This is a genomic window from Cellulophaga sp. F20128, from assembly GCF_023015805.1.
GTDB lineage: Bacteria > Bacteroidota > Bacteroidia > Flavobacteriales > Flavobacteriaceae > Cellulophaga.
In genome coordinates, this window is sequence record NZ_JALKBA010000015.1 from 68,620 (window position 1) to 92,308 (window position 23,689).

At 34.4% G+C, this 23,689-nt stretch carries 24 protein-coding genes; 4 read left to right on the top strand and 20 right to left on the bottom strand.

All coding sequences use genetic code 11. From position 1 onward, the window contains the following. Nucleotides 1-802 precede the first annotated feature (802 nt). The 5 genes from MWU65_RS13510 to MWU65_RS13530 form a co-directional block, all read right to left on the bottom strand. Nucleotides 803-1,648 (bottom strand): substrate-binding domain-containing protein, encoded by an 846-nt coding sequence (locus MWU65_RS13510; RefSeq protein ID WP_247078701.1) that lies wholly within the window; start codon nucleotides 1,646-1,648, stop codon nucleotides 803-805. A 4-nt stretch (nucleotides 1,649-1,652) separates the two neighbouring features. Continuing rightward, entirely contained in the window at nucleotides 1,653-2,519 is an 867-nt protein-coding gene (locus MWU65_RS13515; protein WP_247078703.1) for a nucleoside phosphorylase, read from the bottom strand. A gap of 1 nt (nucleotide 2,520) precedes the next feature. Then, complete coding sequence (locus tag MWU65_RS13520) at nucleotides 2,521-3,453, bottom strand: DUF1835 domain-containing protein (RefSeq protein ID WP_247078705.1); 933 nt, start codon at nucleotides 3,451-3,453, stop codon at nucleotides 2,521-2,523. A gap of 82 nt (nucleotides 3,454-3,535) precedes the next feature. After that, entirely contained in the window at nucleotides 3,536-3,868 is a 333-nt protein-coding gene (locus tag MWU65_RS13525; protein ID WP_247078706.1) for a translation initiation factor, read from the bottom strand. Between the two features lie 8 nt (nucleotides 3,869-3,876). After that, nucleotides 3,877-4,827: a 2-oxoglutarate and iron-dependent oxygenase domain-containing protein gene (locus tag MWU65_RS13530; RefSeq protein ID WP_247078708.1), complete on the bottom strand. Its 951-nt coding sequence runs from the start codon at nucleotides 4,825-4,827 to the stop codon at nucleotides 3,877-3,879. A gap of 131 nt (nucleotides 4,828-4,958) precedes the next feature. On the opposite strand from MWU65_RS13530, the gene MWU65_RS13535 reads away from it, so the two are divergent. Then, on the top strand, nucleotides 4,959-6,935 hold the full coding sequence (locus tag MWU65_RS13535) for a dehydrogenase E1 component subunit alpha/beta (RefSeq protein WP_247078710.1): 1,977 nt from the start codon (nucleotides 4,959-4,961) through the stop codon (nucleotides 6,933-6,935). Between the two features lie 188 nt (nucleotides 6,936-7,123). Continuing rightward, nucleotides 7,124-7,420, top strand: a complete 297-nt coding sequence (locus MWU65_RS13540; RefSeq protein WP_247078712.1) for a hypothetical protein — start codon at nucleotides 7,124-7,126, stop codon at nucleotides 7,418-7,420. On the opposite strand, the gene MWU65_RS13545 is transcribed toward MWU65_RS13540, so the two are convergent. Next, on the bottom strand, nucleotides 7,421-7,723 hold the full coding sequence (locus MWU65_RS13545) for an HPF/RaiA family ribosome-associated protein (RefSeq protein WP_247078714.1): 303 nt from the start codon (nucleotides 7,721-7,723) through the stop codon (nucleotides 7,421-7,423). Nucleotides 7,724-7,985: 262 nt separating this feature from the next. Here MWU65_RS13545 and MWU65_RS13550 point away from each other — a divergent pair, with 262 nt between their 5' ends. Then, nucleotides 7,986-8,324, top strand: a complete 339-nt coding sequence (locus MWU65_RS13550; RefSeq protein ID WP_247078716.1) for a hypothetical protein — start codon at nucleotides 7,986-7,988, stop codon at nucleotides 8,322-8,324. 184 nt (nucleotides 8,325-8,508) lie between these two features. Here MWU65_RS13550 and MWU65_RS13555 read toward each other — a convergent pair whose 3' ends face one another. The 3 genes from MWU65_RS13555 to MWU65_RS13565 all read right to left on the bottom strand — a co-directional run bounded on the left by MWU65_RS13555 (nucleotide 8,509) and on the right by MWU65_RS13565 (nucleotide 11,491). Beyond that, nucleotides 8,509-8,826, bottom strand: a complete 318-nt coding sequence (locus tag MWU65_RS13555; RefSeq protein ID WP_247078719.1) for a hypothetical protein — start codon at nucleotides 8,824-8,826, stop codon at nucleotides 8,509-8,511. Nucleotides 8,827-9,944: 1,118 nt separating this feature from the next. After that, the gene (locus MWU65_RS13560) at nucleotides 9,945-10,187 is read right to left on the bottom strand and encodes a hypothetical protein (protein ID WP_247078721.1); all 243 of its coding nucleotides are present in this window, start codon (nucleotides 10,185-10,187) and stop codon (nucleotides 9,945-9,947) included. Between the two features lie 386 nt (nucleotides 10,188-10,573). Then, entirely contained in the window at nucleotides 10,574-11,491 is a 918-nt protein-coding gene (locus MWU65_RS13565; RefSeq protein ID WP_247078723.1) for a hypothetical protein, read from the bottom strand. A 722-nt stretch (nucleotides 11,492-12,213) separates the two neighbouring features. Between MWU65_RS13565 and MWU65_RS13570 the strand changes: the two genes are divergently transcribed. Next, nucleotides 12,214-13,206, top strand: a complete 993-nt coding sequence (locus MWU65_RS13570; RefSeq protein WP_247078725.1) for an ATP-binding protein — start codon at nucleotides 12,214-12,216, stop codon at nucleotides 13,204-13,206. Between the two features lie 342 nt (nucleotides 13,207-13,548). On the opposite strand, the gene merA is transcribed toward MWU65_RS13570, so the two are convergent. The 11 genes from merA to MWU65_RS13625 all read right to left on the bottom strand — a co-directional run bounded on the left by merA (nucleotide 13,549) and on the right by MWU65_RS13625 (nucleotide 23,131). Continuing rightward, nucleotides 13,549-15,228 carry a mercury(II) reductase gene (merA, locus tag MWU65_RS13575; RefSeq protein ID WP_247078727.1) on the bottom strand — a complete coding sequence of 560 codons (1,680 nt, stop codon included), beginning with the start codon at nucleotides 15,226-15,228 and terminating at the stop codon, nucleotides 13,549-13,551. Beyond that, nucleotides 15,221-15,829 (bottom strand): mercuric transport protein MerTP, encoded by a 609-nt coding sequence (merTP, locus tag MWU65_RS13580; RefSeq protein ID WP_247078729.1) that lies wholly within the window; start codon nucleotides 15,827-15,829, stop codon nucleotides 15,221-15,223. The genes merA and merTP overlap by 8 nt, the downstream gene beginning before the upstream one ends. Nucleotides 15,830-15,840: 11 nt before the next feature. Beyond that, nucleotides 15,841-16,212, bottom strand: coding sequence for a metalloregulator ArsR/SmtB family transcription factor (locus MWU65_RS13585; protein WP_247078732.1), 372 nt, complete (start codon nucleotides 16,210-16,212; stop codon nucleotides 15,841-15,843). 581 nt (nucleotides 16,213-16,793) lie between these two features. Next, the gene (locus MWU65_RS13590; protein WP_247078733.1) at nucleotides 16,794-17,015 is read right to left on the bottom strand and encodes a CDGSH iron-sulfur domain-containing protein; all 222 of its coding nucleotides are present in this window, start codon (nucleotides 17,013-17,015) and stop codon (nucleotides 16,794-16,796) included. A gap of 459 nt (nucleotides 17,016-17,474) precedes the next feature. Then, nucleotides 17,475-17,996, bottom strand: coding sequence for a hypothetical protein (locus tag MWU65_RS13595; protein ID WP_247078735.1), 522 nt, complete (start codon nucleotides 17,994-17,996; stop codon nucleotides 17,475-17,477). Nucleotides 17,997-18,012: 16 nt separating this feature from the next. Further along, the gene (locus tag MWU65_RS13600) at nucleotides 18,013-18,750 is read right to left on the bottom strand and encodes a hypothetical protein (RefSeq protein ID WP_247078737.1); all 738 of its coding nucleotides are present in this window, start codon (nucleotides 18,748-18,750) and stop codon (nucleotides 18,013-18,015) included. 272 nt (nucleotides 18,751-19,022) lie between these two features. Further along, the gene (locus MWU65_RS13605; protein ID WP_247078739.1) at nucleotides 19,023-19,253 is read right to left on the bottom strand and encodes a hypothetical protein; all 231 of its coding nucleotides are present in this window, start codon (nucleotides 19,251-19,253) and stop codon (nucleotides 19,023-19,025) included. Between the two features lie 105 nt (nucleotides 19,254-19,358). Then, on the bottom strand, nucleotides 19,359-20,003 hold the full coding sequence (locus MWU65_RS13610) for a response regulator transcription factor (RefSeq protein WP_247078741.1): 645 nt from the start codon (nucleotides 20,001-20,003) through the stop codon (nucleotides 19,359-19,361). Beyond that, on the bottom strand, nucleotides 20,004-21,914 hold the full coding sequence (locus MWU65_RS13615) for a tetratricopeptide repeat protein (RefSeq protein WP_247078743.1): 1,911 nt from the start codon (nucleotides 21,912-21,914) through the stop codon (nucleotides 20,004-20,006). Between the two features lie 149 nt (nucleotides 21,915-22,063). Further along, entirely contained in the window at nucleotides 22,064-22,282 is a 219-nt protein-coding gene (locus MWU65_RS13620) for an NAD(P)H-dependent oxidoreductase (RefSeq protein WP_247078745.1), read from the bottom strand. Nucleotides 22,283-22,315: 33 nt separating this feature from the next. Further along, complete coding sequence (locus MWU65_RS13625; protein WP_247078748.1) at nucleotides 22,316-23,131, bottom strand: SDR family NAD(P)-dependent oxidoreductase; 816 nt, start codon at nucleotides 23,129-23,131, stop codon at nucleotides 22,316-22,318. Nucleotides 23,132-23,689: the final 558 nt, after the last annotated feature.

Genomic DNA, 23,689 nt, shown 5'->3' on the forward strand with positions numbered 1-23,689 from the left:
AATGGTTCTCGATACATTTTTTGTTTCATTCTATGGCACAAAAAACACTCGAACTGACAACCATCAACCATCAACCATCAACTATTTACCAACAATGTCACTTCGAGTGAATTGTTTTGTAGCGCTAGCGGAGAAATAATTAGTATCGAGAAGTTTTTAATGTTGCACTGGTTCTCGATACACTATTTCATTCTTTAATAGTACTTGAACTGACACTTGTAACTAACAGCTATCCTCTAACTACTAAAAGTCGCAGGGATTAATAGGTAATGGACAAACGTTTAGAATCTTAAATCTATTCTTCTTTCTTTTTCCATTGATGAAAAAGAAACAAAAAATCTAGACTGACAAAACCAACGCTAAACTTTTCTTTCGGATTCTAAATAATCGCTAACTTCTTCAAATTGCATTTGAATTCATCACAAGACGGATTATTTTTAACGAAACCTCAATTCAAGTTTTACGCTCAGGTTTTGTAGGTCCTCTTTAACTCTATCTAGAAGCTTTTAATGTCACAATGGTTCTCGATACACTATTTCATTCTTTAATAGTACTTGAACTGACACTTGTAACTAACAGCTATCTTCTAACTACTAAAAGTAGAAGGGATTAATAGGTAATGGACAAACGTTTAGAATCTTAAATCTATTCTTCTTTCTTTTTCCATTGATGAAAAAGATAAGGTGCAGACTTTTAAGTTTTAAACTGTTCTCGATACATTTTTTGTTTCATTCTATTACACAAAAAACACTCGAACTGACAACCATAAACCATCAACCATAAACCATCAACTAAAAAACAACTACAACAAAATTTCCTTAGCCTCTAATTTCACATCTATTAAATCTAGCGACAGTAAAGTATCTTGTACCTTTTCTAAAGTTGTTGTGGGTAATTGCGACTGACTCCAACGGGTAATAGACAACCATTCTTGGATGTCTTCCAATTGTTGTTCATACCTGTTAGCCAGGGTTCTATCAATACTCGGAATACTTTTAAATTCTTCGGTATACAGGTTAATCACATCTTGAATGTGTTGTATAGCGCCTGGGTTTTCTGCACTAAATTTATCAGTAGCAGCAATCACAAAACAAGGCCAAGGGGTTGGGCAATCGCCAACACGTCTAAACGTTCCATCATCAACCAAGGGCTTGGTGGTAAAATGTTCCCACATAAAATAATCAGCCGTGCCTTTAGTTAATCCATCTACAGCACCTTCTAAATTATTAATGACTACAAAGTCTAGGGTTTTGGTGTCCCAGCCTTCATTTTGAGCATTCACATAGGCCATTAAATGACTACCACTACCAAACCTGCTTATGGCGGCTTTGGTATTTTTTAGATCAGCAACGGTCTTATAATTGCTTTTTGCCCCCACATGAATTCCCCACAAAAGGGGAGTGGCAATATATTCTTGGACTATTTTGGCTTTTGTACCCGCCGTAATACTCTTTATCAAACCTTCTGTAAGGATGATGGCAAGATCGGTTTCTTCATCTGCTAATAGTTGACACATTTTTCCTGTGCCTTCCGGAATATCTGTCCATTGCAAATCGATACCTCTGTCTTTAAAAGCATTTTCTTCGATGGCCAAATGCCAAGGAAGATTAAAATGTTCAGGAACGCCTATGATAGAAACTTTTTTCAAAATATTAGGTCAGTTTAGTAAGTGTATATTGTATAAGTGCATCCATCGTTTCTGATGGTGTGGTAGAAAATTCGCCCGTTTTCCTATTGGCTAAAATAGCATTTAAGGAAACCGCTTTATGTCCAAGTAATTGTGACAAACCATAAATGCCGGAAGTTTCCATTTCTAAATTCGTAATTTTTAATCCATTATAATTAAAGGAGCTCAATTTCTCATTTAGATGTTCATCCTGGGTTTTCAGACGTAATATTCTGCCTTGTGGCCCGTAAAAACCAACATTGGTGGCAGTAAACCCCTTTTGCATGCTATGGGACATCAACTGCTTTGCCAGAGCTGCATCACACCCAACAACATAAGGTTCAGACTTGTCTTTAGACCATTCTGTGTGGTTTACAAAAGCTTTTTGAAGGGCAGCATCCTGAATGTGTTTGCTGTCGTAAAATTGCAATAGGCTGTCAAAACCGATGGCCTTTTCACTGAGTAAGAAGGAATTGATTGGAATATCCCCTTGTATAGCGCCGGAGGTTCCAATTCGTACAATATCTAAGCTTGTTTTTTCTGCTCTGATGGTTCTTGTACCAAAATCAATATTGACCAAGGCATCTAGTTCATTGAGTACAATATCAATATTGTCTGTACCAATGCCTGTAGAAATTACGCTAATGCGTTTCCCGTTTAAAAAACCGGTATGGGTAATAAATTCTCTTTTTCCTTTTTTTAGCTCAACCGTATCGAAATACTTAGAAACAGCAGCAACACGATCAGGGTCACCCACAGTAATAATCGTAGGTGCAATGTCTTCCGGTAAAATATTAAGGTGATAAATACTGTTGTCAGCATTTAAAATAAGCTCCGATGGCTCTAACTGCATATTATAATTTCAGTATTCTATTGGTTGAACCATTGTACAAATAATTGTATTTTAAGGCACCTCCTAAATAGACATCATTGTCCTGAATACAAGAATAATAACTTGTTTGTTGGTCTAAAATTTCCTTTCCCTTTTTGGTGAGGCGTACAGGATTAAATGAACCAAACAATGGTTTTAAGGACGTAATTATTTTTTCGTATTGAATATCGCCAAAACCGTACGTATTATCATCGGCAAGTACTTTTTCTACAAGCTGACTCTTCGTTTTTGGTTTTTGGGAGTTGGCAACATGTAAAAGGTTGTTTTCAACAACGTTTAACCCATTCTTAATGGAAGGAAAACGTTTAATATGTGCACCAATGGCTTGTTTTAAATACGGAAATCTATACTTGTCAAAATCCGTTAAATTTTCTAGTCTTATTGGGTTGTCACTGCAATACAATTGCCAAATATAATCGGCATATTCAATATCATCTTGGCGCAAACTGGTTTTGTTTTCATACAAGTTCAGCAACTGATCTTCGGTTAGTTCATTGAGGCCGAACATTTTTTGTTGCCCTTCAACTTTTCCACTGCAAACGATCGATATTTCCGCATACCTCCGGTGCATTTTTAACCAGCTTACAACAGCCAGCATATTAATTTGACAAAACAAATCATACTCAAACCACAATACAATTTGGTCTTGTTGTTTGTGATTGCACAACGAACGATATTCTTTTAAGGTTCGTTCAATAAATTTCGATTTGGAGACTTTGTAGTTTTTACTTAAAAAATCGAACCGAGTTTTCCAGAAATTCTCACTACCCACGTTATTTAATGTTTTGCCTTCGCATAACATTTCACGCCAGGTGATGATTTCTCCTTTAATTGGTAACGATCTAAGTCTATTTGTAAAGCTATCTCCGTTGGTTATGTGTAAGATGGAACTCATAATAGTGATCAAATAATAATGTTCAGAATTGAACTCATAAATGTACATTTTTATCTAAGGAATAAAAATATTTTTAACAATTTTAACCGCCAACGCGCTTCACATGAAACCCTTTTTCTTGTAAAATAGCCATTATTTGATCTCTAAAATCTCCTTGAATAATGATAGCATCATTCTTAAAACTACCGCCAACACTAAGCTTGGTCTTTAATTCTTTTGCCAATAATTTAAAATCTGAAGTGGCTCCTGTATAGCCTTCTAAAATTGTAATTGGCTTGCCTTTTCGCTTTTCATATTTACAGATGATAGGATCATCTTGGATCCAAATTTTACTTTTTTCTACTTTTTTAGCTTCATTATCTTCCGATTCTTTATGATCTGGAAATAGATTTTTAAGCTGATCTTGTAAATCCATAGGTCCCCTTACTTTTTTATTAATCCCAATTCTATAAGTCGCTCGTGTAAAAATTCACCTGCCGTAATATCTTCAAATTGTTTGGGGTGTTCGGCATTTACACAATTGTCTAAACAATTTAGGGGCATTTCACTAATAGGATGCATGAAAAACGGAATGGAATAACGCGAAGTTCCCCACAATTCTTTGGGCGGATTAACCACCTGATGTATGGTTGATTTCAATTTGTTATTGGTTAAGCGCGATAACATATCGCCTACATTAATCATTAATTGATCTGGGCGTGCAATGGCATCTACCCACTCGCCTTTATTGTTCTTTACTTGCAAGCCTTTACCGTGTGCTCCCATTAATAAGGTAATCAGGTTAATATCTCCATGTGCTGCGGCACGTACTGCATTTTTAGGTTCGCTAGTAATAGGAGGGTAGTGGATGGGTCTTAAAATAGAATTCCCATTTTTAATATAATCATCAAAATAAGTTTCCTCTAAATTAAGGTGTAAGGCCAGTGCCCTTAACACATATTTTGCTGTTTTTTCAAGCATTTTGTAGGTTTCTTTCCCAATCACATTAAAATTAGGCTGTTCGGTAACCAAAACATTATCGGGGTATTCCGCTTCCAATTTTGGATCGTTTTCTACATACTGCCCAAAATGCCAGAACTCCTTTAAATCGCCCTCTTTTTTCCCCTTGGCGTGCTCCTTCCCAAAGGAAGTATACCCGCGTTGTCCGCCTATACCTTCAATTTCGTAACTGTCTTTAAGTGCTTGAGGCTGATTAAAAAATTGCTTTATTTCTGCATACAAGTCCGCTACTAAGGCTTCGGATAAAAAATGGCCACTCAGCGCTACAAACCCTATGTTTTCAAACGCATTACCAATTTCTTGTATAAATTTTTGTTTTTGTGTCTTGTCGTCTGATAAAAACTCTTGTAAATCAACACTTGGAATATTACTCATTGTTTTGTGTTTTTAAGGGCTTCAAAATTACTAAAAATATAACATTACAGCTATAAATAATAAATTTTTGAAACAATATACGAATTGAATTTGTTACTTTTAATCTTCAATTTATAAAACATTCCCCACTAATGGAATTTAATGCAACTACAATTTCTTCGCATCAACAGGTACTACTTTACAAACGTATGCTAAAGCCGCGTTTAATTGAAGAAAAAATGCTTATTTTATTGCGACAGGGTAAAATTTCAAAATGGTTTAGTGGTATTGGGCAAGAAGCCATTGCAGTGGGTGTAACTAGTGCCTTATTAAAGGACGAATACATTTTGCCTATGCATCGCAATTTGGGGGTCTTTACCACCAAGGATATTCCCTTACACCGACTGTTCTCTCAATGGCAGGGAAAGGCCAATGGCTTTACCAATGGGCGCGATAGAAGCTTTCATTTTGGTACCCAAGCCTATAAAATAGTGGGGATGATCTCTCATTTAGGTCCACAATTGGGCATTGCTGATGGCATTGCGCTGGCTAGTGTGCTAAAAAAGGAGGCAAGGGTTACCGCGGTTTTTACGGGAGAAGGTGGCACCAGTGAGGGCGATTTTCACGAGGCATTAAACATAGCAGCAGTTTGGGAATTACCAGTTTTATTTTGCATCGAAAATAACGGCTATGGATTATCTACGCCCACCAAAGAGCAATACAATTGTGCGCATTTGGTAGATAAAGGGATTGGGTACGGCATGGAAGCACACCAGATAGACGGCAATAATATTTTAGAGGTTTATGATAAGGTTACCAAGCTCTGTGAGAGTATGCGTACCAATCCGCGCCCCGTATTGCTAGAGTTTCTAACCTTTAGAATGCGTGGTCATGAAGAGGCGAGTGGTACGGCCTATGTGCCCAATGAATTGATGGAGGTTTGGGCTACCAAAGATCCTATTGCCAATTATGAAGTCTTTTTAAAGGAAGAGGGACTTTTAACAGATGATAAGATTGCGGAGATTACTAAGGATATAAAAAAAGAAATCAATGAAAACTTACAGCTTTCTTTTGATGAGCCTGCGATTGCATCAACGAAGGAGCAAGAACTGGCAGCAGTTTATAAGGACTTTGATTATGTAGAAGTAAAACCCCAGGCATCTGTAAAAAATATCAGGCTGATTGATGCCATTTCTGAAGGCTTACAGCAGGCCATGCGAAAATTTGAGAACCTTATTATTATGGGGCAAGACATTGCGGACTATGGGGGTGCTTTTAAAATAACAGCAGGATTTGTAGATGAATTTGGTGCCTCTCGGGTGCGAAACACGCCCATCTGCGAATCTGCCATTGTTTCGGCTGCTATGGGCTTGGCTATCAACGGAATGAAGGCAGTAGTAGAAATGCAATTTGCAGATTTTGTGAGTAGTGGCTTTAATCCCGTGGTTAATTTATTAGCAAAATCACATTACCGCTGGGGGCAACATGCCGATGTTGTTATTCGGATGCCTTGTGGGGGCAGTGTAGGTGCGGGTCCTTTTCATTCGCAAACCAATGAAGCTTGGTTTACAAAAACACCAGGCTTAAAAGTAGTCTACCCAGCCTTTCCTTATGATGCTAAGGGGTTATTGGCTACGGCCATTGAAGATCCAAATCCCGTTTTATTTTTTGAACACAAGGCCCTGTATAGAAGCAGCTACCAAGATGTACCGGAAGGGTATTACAATTTGCCCTTAGGAAAGGCTAGTCTGTTAAAAGAAGGAACTGCCGTGAGTATTGTAACCTATGGTTTGGGCGTACATTGGGCGCTGGAAGTATTGGAAAACCATCCAGAGATAGCAGCTGATGTGATTGACCTAAGATGCTTGGCACCATTGGATACGGCAACTATTTATGCATCGGTTCAAAAAACAGGAAAGCTACTGGTATTACAGGAAGATAGCCTTTTTGGTGGTTTGGCCAGTGATATCGCGGCTATGGTAGTGGAACATTGTTTTGAATATTTGGATGCCCCCATAAAACGCGTTGGCAGTTTAGAAACACCCATTCCTTTTGCTAAGGCCCTAGAAACAGAGTACTTGGGTAAGGAACGCTTTGTACAAGCGTTGCAAGAGCTACTCGCCTATTAGAAAGGGGAATGGTGCTGGTGTGATCCGATGAATGGTTAAAATAGTCGGTAAGTTACTAAGGTATAGGTGCTTGATAATGAGTATTTTATGTTATCTTGTTTAGCGAGAACCAATATCCATATGTAATGAAAAATTACGCACTAGTGTCCCTTAGTGTGTGTGTACTGTTTTTATATAGTAGCAGCCTAATGGGACAAAAAAAAGACACCATAGCAGTAGGTATCCAACCCAAGGTAGTTTTTAAAATAGAAAAGCGAACTCTACTAGAACAGTATGAGCCCGACTTGATACTTTCAGCAGAAAAACGACTGAAGTTAAAGAAAGCTCGGTACAAAGATTATCTCCTTAAAAAGGGCGTATTGGATACGTTGCAAATCTCTACTGCCAAACGGAAACGTTTATTAAAAGACTTGCGGTACAAACCTTTTTCTACAGAGCTTTCTAAAACTTTAGCTGAACTTAATTTTGATGTTGAAAACCACTAATTAATGTGTTTTCATTTTTGCTTTTCTTTTTTCTAATTGTCTGTTAAGATCGTCAACTGTTGAAGTTATGGCGGCTTCGAAGGAAGCTACATTTGATTCTGAAAATAATCGTGGCCCAGGGGCACTTAAACGAATTCCCACGACCTTTCCGGTAGCTGGGGTAGAAGTATTTTCACTTTTAAAAAAAACATCTGCACGGACGATGAAATCGTATTTATTAAAAAGTTTATCAATTTTTTTTGCTGCAAAAATTTCTAAGCGGTTACTAGCCGTAACACCATCATAGTGAAAGTTTATATTCATAAATTTAATCTTTGTTTCAAGGTACATATACTGCCTGAAATATTCTAATAAAATTTATTAATATTCCGTTAATTCAGATGAAATCCAAAAAAAGTTGGGAAGGTGTTGCTGCACTTTTGTAGAATTCCGGAAGGGTAGTGCTTGGTCTCTTACATTTAAGGAAAGTTTAACGTGCTGAAAAACAAGGGCTATGAAATATTTTTCGTATCTTTTATGAGCGAATAAATGTACAATTAAAATAACTTTAATAAACAACATCGCTATGGAAACTACAAAGACAACAACGAGTCTTGCGGGATCTAAGGACATTTCAAAAAGTGAATGTATTTTAAAATTGCAGCGCAATACCTTAGACTTACAGCAATTGGAAACCAAAATGGCTTCCTATGTATGTGAGCCTAATACATACGAGCTTTTTAATAAGTGCCAAAGTATTCTGCATAATTTAAGGAAATTAAAACAACGGAATCAAGAATTGATTCAGAACATACAGAAACGAAAACAGCTGCAAATTGAAGAATGGGAAAGTACCATTCGTCAAGTGCGTGATTTTATAGACTTATCACAATCCGCTGATGATTACCGAAAATTACTTCGTTAGGCTTCCTTAGAGGTCATAGGAGTATGTTGGGATGCGATAGCATACAAAAAGCACAACAAACACTAGCAGTAGTGTTTGTTGTGCTTTTTTTAGCTGAATACATTGCTACGGAAGTATGGAAATTTAAAACAATAAAAAAAGCGCAACCGTTAGATTGCGCTTTTGTTTTGAAATACTAGAATCGTTATTCTTCTAGGAGTTCTAAATCAACGATACTCTTAGAAACCATTTCTTTTTCAGTTGCTTCATCAGTAGTAGTAACCTTCTTGTAGCTAATGGTAAAAGATTTTCCTTTTAAGGTTTCATCTTTGGTTAGGTTGTGCTTTTTTAAAGCCTCTGGACTAACGTCTTGAAATTCTAAAGGAGTATCATCTTCTGCTGTAAAGTGATACATTTCTTTTTCATAGCCAACATAGGTTGCTGTTACTGTTTCTGTATCCTGAGATACTGTTGTTGTTGCTACTGAAGCAAGTGCAAATAATGCAATACATAGTGTTTTCATGTTCATTTTAATTTAGGGTTAAAATCTATTTACGCAGTTATTTATGATCTAGATTTCGCGGGCTTTGGTTTTGTGAAAACTTTATGAAATGTAGGTAAGGAAGGTTGGTATTTAAAATGGAAGAGATCCTAGAAAGGATAAGACCGCATCCCTGTTTTAAACATCCTATTTTACATAATATAAATTATAGGACAAAACATACCCTAAGGTAAAACAGCGTATAGCTGTGCTATTTGACATAATTGCAGATATAGCAACACTTTAGTGTTCTATATCGATAGTAATTATGTCAAAGCTGTTTTACACGAAAGTCGGAAAGAATTATTCTATTTGTTGAATGGCATTATTCTGTGCTGTTTTACACGAAAGTCGGAAAGAATTATTCTATTTGTTGAATGGCATTATTCTGTTTTCTTAATTAGAGATATCATAACACTTTAGTGTTCTATATCCCTGCAGCCGCATCAACTCGCCTCAAAAAGCCATCAGCCACAGGCTAATTTCTTTTCTCACGTATGTCAAAGCTGTTTTACACGTTTGTTGCATTGAAAAACGTATATAAGAGCTCTTTTACACGAATGCTGAAAAGCATTTGCACATCCTATAAAAATCCCCTAACCAACCCTAAAAAAAGCTTGTAGTGGCTGTAGTAACCGCTATACCAAATTGTAACACTAGTACTGTATTAGAATACTATCACTACTACAACAGCTACTAGATGGTTCCTGGCACATACTAAAGCACAAAACCAGCTCTATGAATTCTTTTTCATATTTCGCAGTACGCTCCGGTTTTATTTTTTAAGCGATTCTCAGGGATTTGGATTTGAATTTTACCATCACCAAAAAAAAGCTTGCTTTTAGATGTTATCAAAATTCTCGTAATTGAGTATTTATAGTTAATATTTTTTTCTACGCTATTCTCATGGCATTCCATAAGAGCTTAAATTTTATGAAATCGATTTTTTACGAGATTCACGAACTCCTTTAAAGTTATTGTAAATAATTAAGTAAGTGAGTAAAAATAAAATTCTAAGCACTTATTATATTCTTACGTCCTATTAAGCCTTTTAATAAGAACTACCAATATTATGTCAAATAGAATTATTCGTTCGAAGTTCATTGAACTTTTGTTTTTAGAATATTAATTCCATCCGTCCATAATCCACATAAATTGAATTCTTGATTTACCGAACAACCTTTTGCTAATTCCAATTTATCAGAAACATCTAAATATGAATTTATAAAATCTTCAAAATCTTTTCCTCTTTCAGGAATTATTGTAACTCTATATTCTATATCCTTGTCAATGATGGTATCTCCTATAATTTCTTTTCTTTTTTGTGCTTCTTCTAATGTCATCTATTTTATTCTCTTTTAGTTAGTTCTTGTGTCTTTGTAGCTAAAGTTGTTTATCTTTTTTTCTTGATACGTCACAAAATTGAAAGATTGAGAATCTTTTAATTTTTGAGCGAGTTGGTGCGCTGGCGAAACAAAAAATTCAAGGCTTACAGATAATTTTAGAAACAATGTACGGCTCAGTCGCTATATTCTAGAAAGCAGTCTAACTATTAAGACTGCTTCAAATTATTGAAAGATTATACTGTTCAACAGGCTGTATAGCGAGCCCTCTAGAATATGACCGATCCCCTCGCCAATTGTTTTGCTAAAATTCTCTTAGGCCTAAAAAGAAGGTCAAAAAAAAGCAGGTATTTAAATACCTGCTTTTATAAAATTAAAAGTTATTATTATCCTACATCGGAATAACCGTCATCATAAATGATTTCCATTATTTCATCATCTGATAAGGTTTTCAGCCTTCCGTTTAAATGGTCGGTTTTGTAATCTACTAGTAATTCACCAAAATGTAATGTCCAATTAGTTAAAGACTCCTTGGATAAAGGATATTTAGACTTAACATCTCTTATAAGTATTTGCCCATCTTTTCCTGTAGGACTAATATCTTTTAGCATTTCAGTATCATTGCTAACAAATTGTCTTATTGCAAATCTATAGAAACAACTTACGTTCTTACCCGCCGTGTTTTCTAGTCTTACAATATTTTTAGGTACAAAAATTATCGGCTTTCCAAAATATTCAGGAAGCTCAACTTTTCTAGTTACCCACTTTAGAGTTTTAATATCAAAAATGTCTTTTTGAACAAAAGTCTTCATAGGTATTTTATGAATTTTACATTGTTCCTGTGTATAATCAATCAAAACAGATTTAATAATTTTAGTAGTAATATCCGATATCCTATCGGAACCTATATCTTCAAAATATAATTCTATGTCTGCAAAATGGCTCAAAACACCTGTTTTGACAGCAATATTATTATAAATGGTGACGGCCATTCTTTGTCTTAACTTACTCCCAACCGAATTTCCGTAATCTTTACTAAAAGCATAACCTAACCTAGTTTCGTTGGGCTCACTTAAACCTGATAGCAAGTAATCTGCTTGGGTAAAAGATTTTTGCTTTACATTCTTTAATAATTCACCCCAAAAAATTTCTAAATGCTTTTGCATTTGTTTTGCCAATGGTGTGTCCAAGAATTCAATTAACCTTGGGTCTACAAACAATAAGTTGTCTGTATTTAATCTGATATCAACAAAATCTAATTTGGATTGCTGATATGCTAAACTATAGTACTCTGATATATTCATCGTAATTATTATTTTAAAAATTATTTGCATTAACATAATTGCTAATACTTATTGTATAAGGCATCCTTTGCCTTATTAATTATTCCTGTTTTTAAAATTTCTTAACTACGATATACTATTTTTAATTTATATTTGTTTTAACATTGTTATTAACAATTTATTTTTATATTTGCACTCGGATAACGTCGAAATTATCTTTTAAAAACAAACTTTAAAACATTTAAATCATTAATATTAAAGGTGGTAAGCCTCGAAAGATTAGTTTAATTTATTTGCTTTAATTGCAATTAACAATAACTGAATTTACTACAAAATTCGTGCCAAATGTCTTGTTTAAGGCTTTTTGGCATTTTTTTATTCCAAATGGCGAGATTTATAATGACAAAACGACTTTAAACCCATAATTTGTCAGTAAAAGAACATTTTGGCATAGTTCACCATTACATACGCATTACACTCCCCTCCTATCGTCGGTTCGCATAATTAGTGTCACATTCCCTTTCTGAAGAAAAAAATAAAAAAGAAAAAAAATGAGAGATATTAACAACTTTCGCTTTTAAACAAAGCTTAAGTTACATAACGCAGAACATCATAGTTCAAAAAGGTTAGATTGTAACTTATAGGAGAGTATGGTGTTTGGTTAGATAAAGAATTTAAGCATTAATAAATCATTCATATATTAGTATCTAATATAAAAGCATGGATTAACTTCTAATAATAGTATGAAATATTCTCAAATTCAATTCGGTAAAGATCTATATGATTTAGATTATAATGATTTAGTTCAATTCTTTCAGACAGAGAAAGACGAAACATTAAATTTAGAGTTTAAATCATATCCAGCTCAAGGCAGTCATAATGATAAAGAAAATGCTCTATTAAAAGCTATTTGTGGTTTATTGAATTCAGAAGGCGGTATTGTTATTTGGGGTGCTCCAGTCGAGACAAAAGACGCTCAAGGAAATACGTCAGCCATAGGTGTATTAACTCCATTTAATACAACTTTAGATAGGGATAGAATAATTAATAAGATTTCAAGTCTTATTATTCCGTTGGCATTAGGAATTAGAGTACAAAAATTGAATGCGCCTAATGGTGATTCTATATTTGTTATTGAAGCAGAGAAAAGTAGTCAAAGACCGCATCAGTATAAAAATAATTATCACATAAGATTGGATGGTCAAACTAAAATAGCACCTCACTATTTAATAGAAGCTATGATGAAAAGTACTGATTTTCCATTAATTAGAGGACATATTAGATTAAAAAGGATAGAAAGTGATGGGAATAATTACATTCTTCATTTTCGTAAAGTAATTTACAATTCGTCAAAGTACATTAATGACTTGAACTTGACATTTAGTTTAATTTCTGGTCCTGGAACTATGATAATAAATGGTAATCCATATAATGGGTTTTATGATAATTCACAAGAAATAATTAGTCATGGAAGACCAATAACTGGAGATTTTAGAATGTTAGTTCCATTGGGCTTATTAACTCAGAATAATAATGAAGTTCAAATTGGATTAAGTTTTTTAGGTCAAAAATCTCCTTCCAGAATGTCTACTTATAAATACACTATATCTAGCCCAACGTTAGGACTCGTAGCTGATGAAAATAATTTTATTGTTGAAAAAAATGAGAATAAACTATCTTCTGATGTAAGCAATGACTCTGATGATGATAAAATAAATTCAATTCTGGATTTATAAATTGTTTTCAATATTACATTCCACACACATTACGCTTCCCTCCTACACTTCGACTTCGCTCAGTGTAAACGCGTCGCATAAAAAGAGTGTATTGCACAAGACTTCTATTGCTTTTTATGGGAGTTTATGAATCTCATTGAGATTATTTGGTTTCACGATGCTCAACCTAATCTCATTCTTCGAGTTCATTAACATTGCAGCAAAAACTTTTGGGGTAAATTTTTTAAGAAACCATAGTATGCCACCGCGCCAGCTGGCTCCATCACTAAAAAGGTCTACTAGACCTTTTTTAACGTTCGGTCCTGTTTACCAAAATTATATTATGCCTAAAAAAAACAACTCTTAAGAAGCACAACAACTCAGTTTAGAAACATCTTTTCCAAAAGTAATTGCTGCTAATTTGATGCCTTCTCCAAGTGTCAAGTAAGGATAAAAACTTTCAGCCAAATCTTTTACCGTGATACCAAACTTAATAGCCATACTTAATTGTTGGATGAGTTCCCCACCTTCTGGAGCTATTACTCTTGCACCTATTAATTTATCTGTATCAATATTGCGAATTAGCTTTATAAACCCTCTGGTATCTTGTGCTGCTAATGCTCTTGGAACGTGAATTAAATCTAATTTAGATACTTCAAATGGGATCCCTGCTTTTTCTGCTTCTACTTCATCCATTCCTGCTCCTGCAATTTGTGGATCTGTAAATACTACCCAAGGTAATGATCTATAATCTACACTTCTTTTTGATAATGAAAAGGCATTATTTACTGCTGTACTTCCTTCTTTTGCTGCTGTATAAACAAAAGGAGGTGTGTTTGTTACATCGCCAGCTGCATAAATATTGGAAATATTAGTTTCCATTTTTTCATTCACTAAAATATGTCCTTTGTCTGTCAGGTTTAAGTCAATATTTTCAAGACCTAATTTAGATGTATTTGGTTTTGTTCCTGTAGCTACAACAATATGGCCTTCTTCATTGAGTTGAGTGGTAGAGCCATCAGGACATTTGCAATGAATAATAGTGTTGTCGCCATCTTTTTCAAATTTAATGGCTCTAAAATTTGGAAGGATTTCAATCCCTTCACTTATCATTTGTGCTTCTAAAATAGCTGTAATATCGTTGGTTTGACTACGTAATGGTCTATCTGTAAATTCTATAATACGAACTTTTACTCCCAAGCGGTTATATGCCATTGCAATTTCCAATCCGATATAGCCTGCACCCATTATGGTTAAGCTTTTTGGTTTTTCTTCTAAATCGAATAAAGATACATTCGTTAAGTAGCCTACTGTATTGAGTCCTTCAATGTTTGGAATATTTGTTGTCGCTCCTGTTGCTATAACGATGTTAGTTGCGGTATAGGTATCTTTTCCATCTACAAGAATGGTTTTATTATCTACAAATTCTGCCCAACCTTTACGCATTGTTAAGTTTTTGAAATCACTTACTACATCCATATACTTATGTTGTTGTAATGTGGCAACTAATGCTTTCTTATCTTTTATTATTTGTGTAAAATCAATCTCAACACCTTTTGGTTTAATTCCTTTAAAATTGGAATGCGTTGCGTGATACACCGTTTCGGCAGCTCTAATCAAATTTTTAGAAGGTACACAGCCAACATTGACACAGGTTCCTCCAAAATCTAATCCGTCATTTACCATTAAAGTAGTTAAACCAATGCTTTCCGCTTCTATGGCTGCTGAAAAAGCTGCTGAACCACCTCCAATAACAATTAAATCGAATTTATGCTGTCCATCATAATCTTTAGCATTTGTAATACAGCAATCTTCCTTTTCAATAGTTTCAACAACTGAATAATGACCTACTTTGTTTACAGCATTAATAACATCTTGATTGCTTATCGTATTGGTGTCATATACAAATTTTCCTTCTCCTGTTTCGTGATTTACGGAGCTACTTACAATTCCGTCCTTACCAATTAATTTTTTTTCAATATGTGCTGAACACCCAGAACAAGTCATTCCGTTGATGTTTAAATTTAATGTTTTATTACTCATCTTTTTCTTTAGTAATTACTTTATAACCCGTTGCATCTATCGCTTTAATTATATCTTCTTTTGTCGTTTTTGTAGTATCAAACTCCACTTCTGCGTTTGCCTTTTCATAGGAAGCCTTGATATTTACAATTCCTTCTAATTCATTAACAGCGTGCTTAAGGTGTTCTTCACAAGAGGCACAAGTCATTCCTTTAACATCAAAATTCACTGTTTGAATATCTGATTGACGTACCATAACGACCTCTTTCTTGTTATCTGGATAAAAGATATCAGCGTAATATGGAAATGCGATTGATACAGCTGCAAACAGGGTAATACCAATTAAAAACCCTTTGGTTTGAAACCATTTTGGTTTGGCATCTACTTCGCAACAATCTTCTGCTTTTACTGGTTTTAAATAGTTGTACCAAGCATAGCCAATTGCTACAATGGCCAACCCAATTAAATAAGGTCTAAAAGGTTCCATCCAAGATAGCGCAGACGCACTTCCACCAACGCCAGCAATGAATGCTATAACTGGTGGTATGCAACAAGAAGATGCTGCCACAGCCGCAAACAATCCTGTGTATGCTGCGTTTTTTGATGTTTTTTCTGTTTTCATCTTTCTAATAATTATGCTGTTTTTCTAATTAATTCTATAGATTTAAAAATGCTATTAAATATCTCTGTTTCATCTCTATTTAATGAATAGTAAAGCGTTTGACCATCGCGTCTTGAATTGATTATTCCTGCATCTTTGATTTTACGTATATGTTGTGAGATTGCAGGCATACTCATTTTTAGAATGTCTGCTAAATCACAAGGACATAATTCATTTTCTAAATTCAATAAATACAAAATTTTTAACCGTACATCGCTTCCGGCAATTGATAAAAGTTTTGTCATTTTTTGAAAACTTCCTTCCATTTCATCCAGTGTCTCCATACAGTTTTGTAACTGCTCTTGGTTGGCTTCCGCCCTTGTACAGGTTATTTCTAATTTCATTTGTGTATATATTTTTATTAATGTTATTTACTTTGTCGGGCAAATATGTCATTAATTACGTAATTAAGCAAATTCTTAAATGCGTTTTACAATTAATTTTAATTTTTATATATTTTATCGCAAAATGGTATACAAAATCATTCCACACACATTCCACTTCGCTCCTACACTTCGGCAGGCTCAGTGACCGCGTCGTTTCATAAAAAGAGTGTTTACTCGCCCCACTCCTATTTTTTTAAATAGGAGCTCGTGAATCTCATTGAGATTATTTGGTTTCACTATGCTCAACCTAATCTCAAACTTCGAGTTCATTAACATTGTAGAAGAAACTTTTAGAAGAAATATTTAAATAAAGTGAAGTGCTAAATACGCCAACGAGCCAACGGCTCAAAAAAGTAAAGATTCTCAATCTTTACTTTTTATGCCGTAACCAAAGCTCAAGTTCCATAACGCAAGCCATTATAGTATATTTTGTATTTTAGGTTTAGCCAGTGGCTGAACATAAAATCAAGAAAGTTGGCGCGCTGGCGAAATTCCACAAAGGTTGAATTAAATGAAAGCTATAATGAATAGGTTTTAACTCATTTCATTGGTGGTAAATCGAAAGCTTTTGCATCGTGTTCAAAATGATTTCTGTGTGAACCATCGCAAAAAGGTTTGTTATTAGATAGTCCGCAACGACAGATACCTAACACTGTTCTACCTTGTAAGTTATATGAATTACCTTGGCTATCTACAATTTCAAAATCTCCTTCTACTTTTACAGACCCATTACTATTTATTGTTAGTTTTGTTTTGCTCATACTATTAAATTCTTTTATTTTATTTTGGTAAAAATAGGAATATAGATTCAATTTTTATTGCGAATAGTTAAGAGTTATTAACTTTAAAACAACATCTAATAGCTTCTTTTATTTATACTCTCTACTAGACAAAATATATACAAAAAACACAGCGTATCAAATAGTGAATTTGCCTTCAACTCAAATAAAAAAACTATTCACAAAAGGAATTGAAAATAATACTAAAAAATTAGTAGATACTTTTAAATAAGGATAATCCATTCTACACACATGACGCTTATCTCCTACACTTCAACTTCCCTCAGTGTAAACTCGTCACATAAAAAGTATTTACTCGCGCCACCTTATTTTTACTAAGAGGTGCTCGTGAATCTCATTGCGATTATTTGGTTCCGTAATTATCTAAACTTGGTATCAAACTTAAGTAGTTGTCTTTCAAACTATTTTTCACTTTTTTTTCTAACTTTTTGAAAGCATTATTGAATAATCACCATCCTTATAATCAGGATGTTTAATAAAATTGATTTGATAACGTGGATCGCCCACTGGTTGAAAAACCCAATCTTTAAACTCCGTACTACCTTCTTTGCTTTGTATTCTTTCAAACTTATTAGAAGAAGAAACTACCTTATAAAGATTATTATAATAGTGTACATCATCGGTATAAATTAGAGCGCTATTTTTTGCTTGGAAAACAAGATAATAAATTGAATTAATTTTAGAAATAGTATCTGTAGTTTTTGGACCATAATGTTTCTTTCTTGCCCCAATCTTGCTCCCGGTATAACCGTCATCTCCTTTATCATAATCAAGCCTACTAAAATTATGTTCTTTCACAATGTTTACAAAACAACTACTGTAATCATAATAAGAATCCCGCTCACAATCCACAATTTCAAAAAGTTGACTTAGTGTTATTTCCTGTGAAAAAACAGTGCCTTGAATACAGGCACATAGGATACATAAATAGATAGTTTTCATAATTTATGGAATAAAATTAAATTTTTTTACGTTTGCCATTTTCGTAGGTTACCGTGTTCTTCAGTTTCCCATCTTCATCATAAGAATGTATAGTCCCATTGCCATTTAGCAAGGTCCCTTTGTCTAAAGCCTCTCCTTTATTGTTAAAACAAGAAATTACTGTTTTATATAAGCCATTTTCATACAGGATGGTTTGGTGTTTTTGGCCATTTTTATGGTAAGAAATAGCTTCACCATGTTCTTTTCCATCCATTAAAGTAAATGTATTTTCTAATTGCCCACTTTTAGTATACCTATGGCCCTTACCTGTTTTTTTTCCGTCAATAATATCTACCGACATCATCACTTGTTTGGTAGGCCCATACAATTTTAATTTACCATTTTCCTTACCTTTAGCATATTCCGTACTCGAAAAAAGATAGTTGTACTCTCCTGTGTTTTTGTCTTTCAGATAAGTTTTCCATTCTCCAACTTTCAAGTCTTTTTCATAATAACCTGATACCTCCATTCCTCCTATTTCACCTCCCATAGCAGGATAGAATTTCCATTCCCCAATTCGTTTTCCTTTTTTGTAGTTTCCAATTTCGTTAAGCGGCCCATATTTTGAATAGTATTTCCATACACCATCTTTAGCTTCCTTAACATAATTTCCTTCAGATTTCAGTAGTCCATCTTCATAATACTCTTTTTTAACCTGAGCGGTTCCGGAACAAAAAGAGATAAGCAGCAGTATTAAAAATAGTGTTTTTTCCATTTTTTGAATCTGAATTTTCAATATCAATCAAATATAACGAAAAAATAAGGCTTCGCATTTTGCCACTTTAAGAATGGAGCTAATGAAACCATTCTATATACATAACACTATATTTTTAGAAGTGCAGACTCGTTATATATACCCTGGCTTATATAACAACAAAGAGCCCTAGCTGTTAGGCTAAGGCTCTTAAAAAATAGGATGTATATTAATTCCACAAAAAATTCACATACGGGTTGCAATAAAAAAAAACCTATTTTAGTTTAAAATTTTCATTTTAGTTTACAAAGAAAGGTATTGGCAATTAGTTCTTGAATTGTACCTGCAATTGGGTCTTCTTTATTATCTTTTTCATCTTTGCTACAGGCCGTAATAAAAGGTAGCGTCAGTAAAAGCATAAAGAATACGGCTGTGCTTTGCGGCAAGCTGGGTGTACTTTTTAAAACGAAACTTTTTGATGATTGCATACGGATTTTTGGTTCTGATGGTTTAAATTGATCCATTCACTTTGAATCAACTTACCGCTGCAAGGTATTTAAGATCCCAATCTATTGAAATACGTGGGTATGTCAGTTTTTACGTAGGGCTACGTAATTGGGAAAATGGAACTAGATGTCTGAAAGAAATGACGGGAACTCTTTGGTCCACAGCAACAATGCATCTGGTACTGGGGCTAGATTTAACTTGGTAATGATATTGGAGCGGTGTTTTTCTACGGTTCTACTGGATACGCTGAGTAATTCTCCGATCTCTTTTGACGATTTGCCTTGCGCTACCAAGCGTACAATAGTACGTTCTGAAGGCGAGAGCAATTTTATTTTTTGCAATTCGGGGGTAATCTCATCATCCATAACTTCATTAAAAACCGAACTAAAATAGGCTTCACCCCTACTTACACTTTGAATGCAATTGTGCACCTCTTGAAAAGGCTCGTCTTTAACGATATAGCCCATAATATTCAACTGTTTCGCTTGATGAATAATGCCTTTCTCTTTATGAGAAGTAAGGATTATAAATTGGGTTTGCGTGGGCTTTTCTTTACATTTCTGTATCACTTCAAGGCCCGTTAACATAGGCATTTCCATATCTAAAATAGCAATGGTAGGTGCTAACGCTACGATTTGTTCTAGAGCGCTTGCGCCGTTTGCGGCGGTGCCCACTACTTTGTAGTTGAATGCTTTTAATTCATCTACCAAACCCTTTAATAACATAGGGTGATCATCTGCGACAAAGAGGGTGATGTTTGTACTCATTTAAATGGGGATTTTTACTAAGATGGTGGTGCCTATTGCTCTTGTGCTCTGAATGGAGAGTTTGCCTTTTAAAATCCGTATGCGCTCTGCCATAGTTTTTAACCCTAGACTATTTTGCAATATACCTTTGTTAATGGGAAAGCCTTTCCCATTATCCTTAATGAGTACCTCAATGGTTTTGTCACGTTTTAAAATATTCACAATCAAGGTTTTTGCGTAAGAATGCTTCAATACATTATTGACTGATTCTTGAATGAATCGATAAAAATTAAGGGTTTCTTTTTCATCAAAACTGGCATTAATGTCTTCTAACTCTACAGAAAAAAACATATCGGTCTCGCCATCTAAATCAAACAATAGTTGTTCAATACTTGCCGTTAGGCCAATCTGTTTTAAGGTAGCAGGATAGAGGTCTCTAGATATGCTACGTACCTCTTCTAAGGCAGCATTGGCCAATTCTGATAGCTCTTGCTGTTCTAAATTTTGAGCTTTCTTTTTTAAGAAGGTAAGCTGCTGCCCAACACTATCATGTAAATCTTTAGAGACTCGTGTACGTTCACTTTCTTGTGCCTCTATTAAGCCTTGGGTAAACTGTTCCTTTTGCTTAATATTATCTCTTATTTTTGCTCGAGACTTAAGGGCTAAAATTAATCCAAATACGGTGAGCAGACCAAATCCTCCAAACCATAATACCTGTGATTTTAAACGGTTCTGCGTATCTAACAAGCTAATATCCTTTTCTTGTGCCTTAATTTGATAATCTTGTTTTTCGGTTTCGTATTGTATTTGCATTTCATTAAATCGAGCAGCCTTCTCTACGGCAAAAATACTATCCTTTAAAATTGTATACGTTTGAAGATTGTCATACGAACTCTGGTAGTTTTCTAAGGCATACTCACATTTAGAAATTAAAAAATAGGCCCATCGTTCTTTATTAACACTCTCATTCTTTGCCAACCGGGCACCTTCTAAGGCGAACTTTTTCGCCTTACCGTATTCCTGCATTTTTATATAGGTCTCTGCGATATCGTTATAGGTGTGTGCCGTACTTACGTTTCTTTTGAGTTCCTCTTTTATGACTAAGGCTTTAAAAAGAAATTCCAAAGACCCCTTATAATCCTCTTTTGCCCGTAAGGTTGAACCAATATTACCCAATAAAATAGCTTGATCATCTTTTAAATTTAGGCTTATTTCACCCTTTTTAGACAAGTTTTCAATTTTTTCTAGACCCTCATAAAAATAGGCAAGTGCTTCTTTAAATAGTTTTTGCTTTTGATTTAAAGCCCCTAAATTTAGATAGGTAAGTACTAAACTTGTTTCATCATGTAGCTTTTCTTGCAACCTTAATGCCCTTTTAAAATTAAGTCCAGCTGCTTTATAATCGCCCGTAATTAAATAGATAGCGCCTATTAGAGTTGAAGCCCTAGCAATTTCCGTTTCCTCTTTTAAAACCTCATTGATTTTCAAGGCTCTAAAAGCGTTTGATAAAGCCTTTTCAAAATCTGAAATACTTTTATAAATACTCCCTAATTTATAACTGCATTTGGCAACATCTGCTTGGTGGTCATTCGCTAGAAAGCTATCCAAAGCCTTATTCATAAAACTTAAGGCTTGGGTAATATCTTTTGTTTGAAAAAAATAATCGCCTAAATAGTAATTCCCTAAGGAAGTAAAATAGGCATGCTTAATTTCTATCGCTTTTTGGCTCCCCAAATTGAAGTTTTTATACGCATTTTCAAAGTCCTTAATTTTAAGAAAAGAGGCGCCTGTTTTATAAAAAGCTTTTATAGCTGTAGTATCTGAAGAAATGGACTGCTGCGCAAGGTATAATGTGCCGCTATCTATAGGTTTGCAATGTGCTTTAAAAAATAAAAAGAAGAGACAACAGCTTAGCGCAAAAATAGGTTTCAAAATGGTGGGGGAATTTTTTTAAAGATATGCTTTAATTTAAACTTTCAGGTTATTTTCTTTGTATCTCATCAGTTAAACACTATATTCTAAAGCTAAGGTATCAATAATCAATTGATTAGAATTGGTATTGAAAGTGGACAACTATACGCCTAGGATATATACCAGTAAAATGGATGATGCCAGATAATAATATCATGTGCATTTAGTAGTAATTTTTCTGCTTCCACATCAATGTTAAAATCATGATAGCGTTCATATAAATCGTGAAATGTCACCCCTTCAATATCCTTGATATGATTAACCAATGCCGTATTTGCCACAGATTTTTCAAATTTAGGATGGGAAAACAGCACGATTATCTTTTTCATGTTACAAATTTAATTGAAAAGAATTAGAACATCTTATGCTTTTGATATTATTGAATTGGTAATACTCACTAAAACACTTATTTTTTCGGTATCATAGGCATCTACATGTGCTGCTGCAAAGTGTCCTTTAGCCGCTCCTTTATCATTATCAAAATACTTTCCAGAATCGTTTTTATAATTTTCAGACACAGCTAAATCCACTAAGATATCTACTCCTTTTTCTGCGGGTGACCAATGTTGTCCATAGGCTTCTATAGCCATTTTGGTATTTAATAAGGACCCTGGATTTACAGCAATAACTGTAATATTCGGTTCTTGCTTTGCTAAATGGAAACTCCACATCGTCAGTGCCAACTTACTTTGCGCATAGGTGCTGTTTGCGGAATCTTGCTCCTTCCCTATTAAAACAGCTTCAGAAACTGGAGCTTGTGCGGCAGAACTTAAATTGATAATTCGTGGTGCTTCGGATTGCTTTATATTTGGAAGAATGGCATTTGTCAATACATAGGGTGCTAAATAATTAACAACGATACGAATGTCTAAGCCGTTTTTGTTCTGAACTTCCTTCGTTTTAAAAATTCCTGCATTATTGATGAGTATATCTATTTTAGGAATGTCATTTTTTATTTGTGCTGCTAATTTTGAAACGGCTTCTAAATCGGAGAAATCCGCAACCAAATTATGAATGTTCTGATTGTTTGTTGTAGTTTTTATTTCTGAAACAACCGCGTGTACCTTTGCTTCATTTCTTCCATGTACATAAATGGTATGTCCTTTTTCAGCTAACCTTAAAGCGGTTAACTTTCCAATGCCGTCTGTACTTCCTGTTACTATTATTGTTTTGGGCATACTGTTGTTTGTTGTTTGCATGAAATTAATGCCACTAAAATCGATTTAAAATTAATTTTTTTAGTATTTAGTTTGTCAGTTCGAGTGTCCCGATATTTTCGTCGGGATGTATCGAGAACCAATTCTGCTTAGCTTCTCGATACATTTTTATTTTCATTGCATTTCAATAAAAACACTCGAAGTGACATCTTATTGAAAATTCAACTTCATCTAGACTTCTCGATACAAATTTCTCGTGCCTGAAAATTCACTCGAAGTGACAATTGTTTTTATTTTGATTGGATTGCTTTTCAATAAAAACACTCGAAGTGACATATTATTAAAAATTCAACTTCATCTAGACTTCTCGACACTCATTTTCGTACCTCAAAATTCACTCGAAGTGACAATTGTTTTTATTTTGATTGGATTGCTTTTCAATAAAAACACTCGAAGTGAAATATTATTAAAAATTCAACTTCATCTAGACTTCTCGATACTAATTTCTCGTGCCTCAAAATTCACTCGAAGTGACAATTGTTTTTATTTTGATTGGATTGCATTTCAATAAAAACACTC

Coding starts and splice junctions, on each gene's coding strand:
- MWU65_RS13605 (WP_247078739.1), bottom strand. CDS start 19,253: ATGGATCAATTTAAACCATCAGAACCAAAAATCCGTATGCAATCATCA.
- MWU65_RS13555 (WP_247078719.1), bottom strand. CDS start 8,826: ATGAAAACACTATGTATTGCATTATTTGCACTTGCTTCAGTAGCAACA.
- MWU65_RS13520 (WP_247078705.1), bottom strand. CDS start 3,453: ATGAGTTCCATCTTACACATAACCAACGGAGATAGCTTTACAAATAGA.
- MWU65_RS13620 (WP_247078745.1), bottom strand. CDS start 22,282: ATGAAAAAGATAATCGTGCTGTTTTCCCATCCTAAATTTGAAAAATCT.
- MWU65_RS13545 (WP_247078714.1), bottom strand. CDS start 7,723: ATGAATATAAACTTTCACTATGATGGTGTTACGGCTAGTAACCGCTTA.
- MWU65_RS13535 (WP_247078710.1), top strand. CDS start 4,959: ATGGAATTTAATGCAACTACAATTTCTTCGCATCAACAGGTACTACTT.
- MWU65_RS13525 (WP_247078706.1), bottom strand. CDS start 3,868: ATGGATTTACAAGATCAGCTTAAAAATCTATTTCCAGATCATAAAGAA.
- MWU65_RS13585 (WP_247078732.1), bottom strand. CDS start 16,212: ATGAAATTAGAAATAACCTGTACAAGGGCGGAAGCCAACCAAGAGCAG.
- MWU65_RS13610 (WP_247078741.1), bottom strand. CDS start 20,003: ATGAGTACAAACATCACCCTCTTTGTCGCAGATGATCACCCTATGTTA.
- MWU65_RS13550 (WP_247078716.1), top strand. CDS start 7,986: ATGGAAACTACAAAGACAACAACGAGTCTTGCGGGATCTAAGGACATT.
- MWU65_RS13565 (WP_247078723.1), bottom strand. CDS start 11,491: ATGAATATATCAGAGTACTATAGTTTAGCATATCAGCAATCCAAATTA.
- MWU65_RS13540 (WP_247078712.1), top strand. CDS start 7,124: ATGGGACAAAAAAAAGACACCATAGCAGTAGGTATCCAACCCAAGGTA.
- merTP (WP_247078729.1), bottom strand. CDS start 15,829: ATGAAAACAGAAAAAACATCAAAAAACGCAGCATACACAGGATTGTTT.
- MWU65_RS13530 (WP_247078708.1), bottom strand. CDS start 4,827: ATGAGTAATATTCCAAGTGTTGATTTACAAGAGTTTTTATCAGACGAC.
- MWU65_RS13560 (WP_247078721.1), bottom strand. CDS start 10,187: ATGACATTAGAAGAAGCACAAAAAAGAAAAGAAATTATAGGAGATACC.
- MWU65_RS13595 (WP_247078735.1), bottom strand. CDS start 17,996: ATGAAAACTATCTATTTATGTATCCTATGTGCCTGTATTCAAGGCACT.
- MWU65_RS13600 (WP_247078737.1), bottom strand. CDS start 18,750: ATGGAAAAAACACTATTTTTAATACTGCTGCTTATCTCTTTTTGTTCC.
- merA (WP_247078727.1), bottom strand. CDS start 15,228: ATGAGTAATAAAACATTAAATTTAAACATCAACGGAATGACTTGTTCT.
- MWU65_RS13625 (WP_247078748.1), bottom strand. CDS start 23,131: ATGCCCAAAACAATAATAGTAACAGGAAGTACAGACGGCATTGGAAAG.
- MWU65_RS13590 (WP_247078733.1), bottom strand. CDS start 17,015: ATGAGCAAAACAAAACTAACAATAAATAGTAATGGGTCTGTAAAAGTA.
- MWU65_RS13515 (WP_247078703.1), bottom strand. CDS start 2,519: ATGCAGTTAGAGCCATCGGAGCTTATTTTAAATGCTGACAACAGTATT.
- MWU65_RS13570 (WP_247078725.1), top strand. CDS start 12,214: ATGAAATATTCTCAAATTCAATTCGGTAAAGATCTATATGATTTAGAT.